Genomic DNA, 5,547 nt, shown 5'->3' on the forward strand with positions numbered 1-5,547 from the left:
GGGGGCTCGTAGATTTGTATAAGAGACAGCTGCTCCCCTGCGCCTGCCTCTACGGACGTTGGATAATTGCTTCTAATACGCGGCGTTTCGCTTTGGGGTCAGTCCCAACTAAGCGTACATATTCGCTTGGGTATTCAGAGACGTATCCTTCTAAAGCAGCGATCGCTTCTCTTTCAGATGTAGCCTGAATTTGACCTGCAACTGTCCAAGTCCCTGTGCGGAAACGGCGTTGATCTACGTGTTCCACCGCAATTTTTGCCCCACTGGACAATAGTTGGCGCAATTGACCTACTATTTCCGCAGTTAACCGGGTGCTAGTAGCTGTCGCCGTTGCAGTGGCAGAACTTGTACTGGTAAATGATTTTGTGCTACCAGAAGACGCTACTTGTCCATTTGGTCTTTGGATAATTGCTTCTAATACGCGACGTTTGGCTTTAGTGTCAATCCCAATCAAACGCACATACTCACCCTGATGAGTTTCTATACACTCTTCCAAAGCAGAAACAACTGCCTGAGGCGAATTAGATTGAATTGGTTCACAACTGTTCCAAGAACCTGTACGGAAGCGACGCTCATCTACGTGTTCTGTCCCAATTCTGAAACCACCAGCCAAAAGTTGACGAATTTGATCTACAGTTTCTGCACTCAATTTGGCACTACCAACACCATTGCCGTTACCATTACCATTGTAACTACCAGCAGATGCAGCGGCAGGGGCTTTAAAGCTAGATGTACCAGCAACAACACCTTCAGGACGTTGAACGATTGTTTCTAATACTCGTCTTCTGTTGCTATCAATACCAAATAGACGCACATATTCACCGCTGTGGTCTCTCAAGCAAGACTCTACAGCCGCAACAGCTTCACCTAAAGACCGAGTTTCAATTGCTTGACAACTTTGCCAAGAACCTGTACGGAAACGTCTTTGGTCTACGTGTTCTGTCCCAATTTTAAATCCTTGTTCTAGTAGATAACGTAATTGATCTACTGTTTCTGCACCCAAGCTATAGCTAACCACGTCACTACTCCTTTCTAACTCTTCAACTTCAATACTTGTATAAGATTTAGCACCGGAAAGATTAAGTTCATCCCGAATCGGCGCAATACACTTGCTATCCGCAGCACAGTGATAACCAGCCCGTAAAGCCTGATTAATCCCTACTACATGGTGAGCAAATTCTTGATCCTGTGCTTGGACATCTGGCAATCTATCCGCTTGCTGCTGGGTCGTAATTATTGATCCAGAAGCTACGTATTTACCCGGTGGAATTTCCACATCTTGAATTAGGGCGTGCATCATCACAATGCAGCCTGCACCCACCCTGGCATTAAATACCGTAGAACGAAAGCCAATAAAACAACTATCGCCAACGTAAGCAGGTCCATGAATCAGTGCCATGTGGGTAATGGAGGCACTTTTCCCAACCCATACTGAGTATTCCTTGCCATCATCACCAACGACTCGGCCTTGCTCCAACCCATGAATGACCACACCATCTTGAATATTGGTATTTTCACTAACACAAAAAGGTGTCCCTTCATCGGCTCTAATCGAAGTCCCCGGAGCAACAATTACATTTGCACCTATATTGACATCACCAATCAGGTTACAAGAAGAGTGGACAAATGCAGTTTCATTGATTTTTGGTTCTGCTAAACTCCTTGACCATGGGGTTGGGGGTGCCGCCGTGCTGCGGACTACCATTGCGAGATTCCTCCTGAAATAAGCTTTTTGTCAGTGGTCACCTGTCACCTGTCACCTGTCACCTGTCACCTGTCACCTGTCACCTGTCACCTGTCACCTGTCACCTGTCACCTGTCACCTGTCACCTGTCACCTGTCACCTGTCACCTGTCACCTGTCACCTGTCACCTCTTCCCTGACTATCTATACTGGTCTTTCTTGCTGTAAATTACACGATCTTCAACGTAAATTGTGTCTATAATTGCCACTACTGATGCGTCTAACGGTCGTTGTTCATTACCTGATAATTGACGAGCAGCACTGCCACGACTGACAAGTACCCACTCATCTACTCCTGCCCCTACACTGTTATCGGCGGCTACCTCGTATACTGGCAGGAGATTGCCATTTTCATCTATTAATTGCAACATTAGTAGCTTCACACCCCGCAGACTGGGATCTTTTTGGGTGCTGGTTACTGTGCCACGAACTCTGGCAATTTGCATTATTAATTATGGTCTTCTACCGAAAGGGCGGATTGTGTTAACACCTTCCCGGAATTGTTCTACATCTTCGGTATAACGAATGGGGAGGACATATTCCAAGTTTTCGTGGGGACGAGCAATAATGTGGGTAGATAGCACTTGTCCACCGTTAACGCGCTTAACTGATTCTACTCCAGCACCTACGGAAGCTTGAACTTCGGAAACATCACCACGAACGATAACTGTTACCCGACCACTACCGATTTTTTCATAACCAACCAAGGTAACACGAGCAGCTTTTACCATCGCATCAGCAGCTTCTACTACGGCTGGAAAGCCTAGAGTCTCTACCATTCCTACTGCAATTGACATTTGTTTTTGTCCTTAAATTAAATTTTTACTTGTACCAGATTTAAACTCAAGCAAGCAGTCCTGTTAATGTTTTTCGTTTAAACAGTAATTAGACTAAGCCCGGAACTGTTCTACAGCTTCTGTATAACGAATTGGCAAGACATATTCTAGGTTTTCATGAGGACGAGCAATGATGTGGGTAGATACCACTTCACCACCGTTGACTCTTTTAGCTGCTTCAATGCCGGCTGCTACTGAAGCTTGAACTTCAGAAACATCCCCTCTCACAATAACTGTAACGCGAGCGCTACCAATTTTTTCATATCCTACTAAAGTCACACGGGCAGCCTTCACCATTGCGTCAGCAGCTTCTACTACTGCGGGAAAGCCTTTAGTTTCAATCATTCCAACTGCAATTGGCATCGCAGAACTCCTCAAAATTTAATCGAATTAGAACTATGGGTGGAAATTTTGGACGGGGATGCTCATCCTGATCCGAAAATACTGCCACATTTAAGCATAGGAAACCTTGGCATCCCTGGCAACATAAATTACTATAATAGTTTGTAATAAAATATATTAAAAAAAGTTAACAAAAGTTCATACGGTCTTTTATGAGATTAAAATTCACTGATCCCTAGAGTGACAACTTATGCTTTATAATTTCTTTATCACTTTGAGAATTACTATAGTTCATAGCCCAAGCTAATTCTTTGATGAGGAGGATTGGTGAGTGCTATATATGGGACGGACAGGCTAACGGCTATATCTTTCCTATAATTCGCTATGGCTATAAACAGTGGGTAAAAATCTGCAAATTTTACCAGCGTACTTAAAAAACAAATTTAAAAAAAGCAGAAAAATAAAAAATGTTGTTCAAAAATTATTAGAATATCTAAGATGTTAAATTATATTTAATGGCTCAATAATAGGCTAATCTAAAGTAAATGTGCTTAGGCATATTGAGCTAAAAAAAGTTAAGAAAACATAGATTTTCGCAAAGATATTGCTTTTTGAGCAAATGATTATTTAAAGGCTGCTTAAGAGAATCGGAACTGAGTTGTTAAGGAAAATATTAGATGAATGAGTTTCTATTTTTAACGAGTTGCTTTGTGCCTCTTTATAGTTTACTCGGGGCAATTGTGACTTTGCCTTGGAGTATAGGAATCATCCAGCGTACGGGACCTAGACCTGCGGCTTACTTGAATTTATTGACTACCATCTTAGGTTTTGTCCATAGTTTATTAGTATTTAAAGATATCTGGAGTCGAGAACAGGAAAGTTTAGTAATTACTTGGTTTCAAGCTGCTGATTTTCAATTATCTTTTGCTTTGGAAATTTCCGTAGTCAGTGTTGGGGCGACAGTTTTAATTACTGGATTAAGTCTATTGGCGCAAATTTACGCACTAGGCTACATGGAAAAAGATTGGTCTTTAGCCAGATTTTTTGGTCTAGTCGGATTTTTTGAAGCTGCTCTGAGTGGTTTAGCAATTAGTGATTCTTTGTTTCTCAGCTATGCTTTGCTGGAAGTTCTCACCCTTTCGACTTATTTACTGGTGGGATTTTGGTATGCTCAACCCTTGGTAGTGACGGCGGCGCGAGATGCATTCTTAACAAAGCGGGTAGGTGATTTGTTGCTGCTAATGGCTGTAGTAACTCTTTCTACTTTAGCGGGTAGCTTAAACTTTTCGGATTTGTATGAGTGGGCGCAAACCGCTGATTTAAACCCTGTGACATCAACCTTGCTCTGTTTGGGTTTAATTGCCGGTCCTGCTGGTAAGTGCGCTCAATTTCCCCTGCATTTGTGGTTAGATGAGGCAATGGAGGGACCCAACCCGGCTTCGGTGATGCGAAATTCGTTGGTGGTAGCTGGGGGTGCTTATTTCCTCTACAAAGTCCAACCATTATTATATTTGTCCCCTATTGCCTTAAATACTTTGGTGGTTGTGGGGATAATGACAGCGGTGGGGGCGACATTGGTATCTCTAGCCCAAATTGATATTAAGCGATCGCTCTCCCATTCCACTAGTGCTTACATGGGATTAGTATTTTTGGCGGTAGGCTTGGAACAAGGTGGAGTGGCGTTAATGTTACTCCTGAGTCATGCTATTGCCAAAGCCTTATTATTCATGAGTTCTGGTTCAGTTATCTACACTACCCAAACCCAAGATTTAACGGAAATGGGGGGTTTGTGGTCAAAAATGCCAGCTACTACCACAGCTTTTATAGTCGGTTCGGCAGGTATGGTGACACTACTACCCTTGGGCAGTTTTTGGGCAATGTTAGCTTGGGCTGACGGCTTAGTAAAAATTAGCCCTTGGGTAATTGTGGTTTTAATCTTAGTTAACGGCTTAACGGCTTTGAATTTAACTAGGGTATTCCGGTTAGTTTTTTGGGGACAACCCCAACCAAAAACCCGTCGCGCTCCAGAAGTTGCCTGGCCAATGGCATTACCAATGGTGACTTTAACTATCCTGACGCTATTATTACCCCTGATGCTACAGCAATGGTATTTATTACCTAGCTGGGAAAGCCTAGATTGGTATGTAGTGGGATCTTTACTAGCTTCTACCATTGCTGGGGTAACTATTGGCGCAACAATTTATCTGCACAAGGCTTGGTCAAGATCGAGAATATTGGTCTGGAGAGTTTTACAGGATTTATTAGGCTATGATTTTTACATAGACCGCATTTATCGCTTAACGATTGTAAGTGCTGTGGCGCTGTTATCGAGGATATCCGCGTGGAGCGATCGCTTTTTGGTAGATGGTCTAGTGAACTTAGTCGGCTTTGCTGCAATTTTTAGCGGACAAAGTTTAAAATACAGTATTTCTGGTCAATCTCAAGGCTATATGCTAACAATCCTTGTCGTTATTAGCATTCTTGGTTTCCTCATTAGTCTGTCATTAGGTTTATTCGAGAAATTACCTTTTTAGGTAATGGGTAATGGGTAATGGGTAATTGGTAATTGGTAATTGGTAATTGGTAATTGGTAATGGGTAATATTCTTCCCCCACCTCCCCCACCT

At 42.7% G+C, this 5,547-nt stretch carries 5 protein-coding genes; 1 reads left to right on the top strand and 4 read right to left on the bottom strand.

What is annotated here, in order from left to right; genetic code table 11:
* Window positions 1–49: 49 nt before the first annotated feature.
* The 4 genes from IQ228_RS19860 to IQ228_RS19875 form a co-directional block, all read right to left on the bottom strand.
* On the bottom strand, window positions 50–1,705 hold the full coding sequence (locus IQ228_RS19860) for a ribulose bisphosphate carboxylase small subunit (RefSeq protein ID WP_193964091.1): 1,656 nt from the start codon (window positions 1,703–1,705) through the stop codon (window positions 50–52).
* Between the two features lie 178 nt (window positions 1,706–1,883).
* Complete coding sequence (locus IQ228_RS19865; protein ID WP_027401080.1) at window positions 1,884–2,189, bottom strand: EutN/CcmL family microcompartment protein; 306 nt, start codon at window positions 2,187–2,189, stop codon at window positions 1,884–1,886.
* A gap of 6 nt (window positions 2,190–2,195) precedes the next feature.
* Window positions 2,196–2,540, bottom strand: a complete 345-nt coding sequence (locus tag IQ228_RS19870) for a carbon dioxide-concentrating mechanism protein CcmK (RefSeq protein WP_015080435.1) — start codon at window positions 2,538–2,540, stop codon at window positions 2,196–2,198.
* A 93-nt stretch (window positions 2,541–2,633) separates the two neighbouring features.
* Complete coding sequence (locus tag IQ228_RS19875; RefSeq protein WP_027401081.1) at window positions 2,634–2,942, bottom strand: carbon dioxide-concentrating mechanism protein CcmK; 309 nt, start codon at window positions 2,940–2,942, stop codon at window positions 2,634–2,636.
* Between the two features lie 656 nt (window positions 2,943–3,598).
* On the opposite strand from IQ228_RS19875, the gene IQ228_RS19880 reads away from it, so the two are divergent.
* Window positions 3,599–5,455: an NAD(P)H-quinone oxidoreductase subunit F gene (locus IQ228_RS19880; protein ID WP_193964093.1), complete on the top strand. Its 1,857-nt coding sequence runs from the start codon at window positions 3,599–3,601 to the stop codon at window positions 5,453–5,455.
* Window positions 5,456–5,547: the final 92 nt, after the last annotated feature.

Origin of the sequence: Dolichospermum sp. LEGE 00246 (assembly GCF_015207865.1) — a bacterium.
GTDB lineage: Bacteria > Cyanobacteriota > Cyanobacteriia > Cyanobacteriales > Nostocaceae > Dolichospermum > Dolichospermum heterosporum.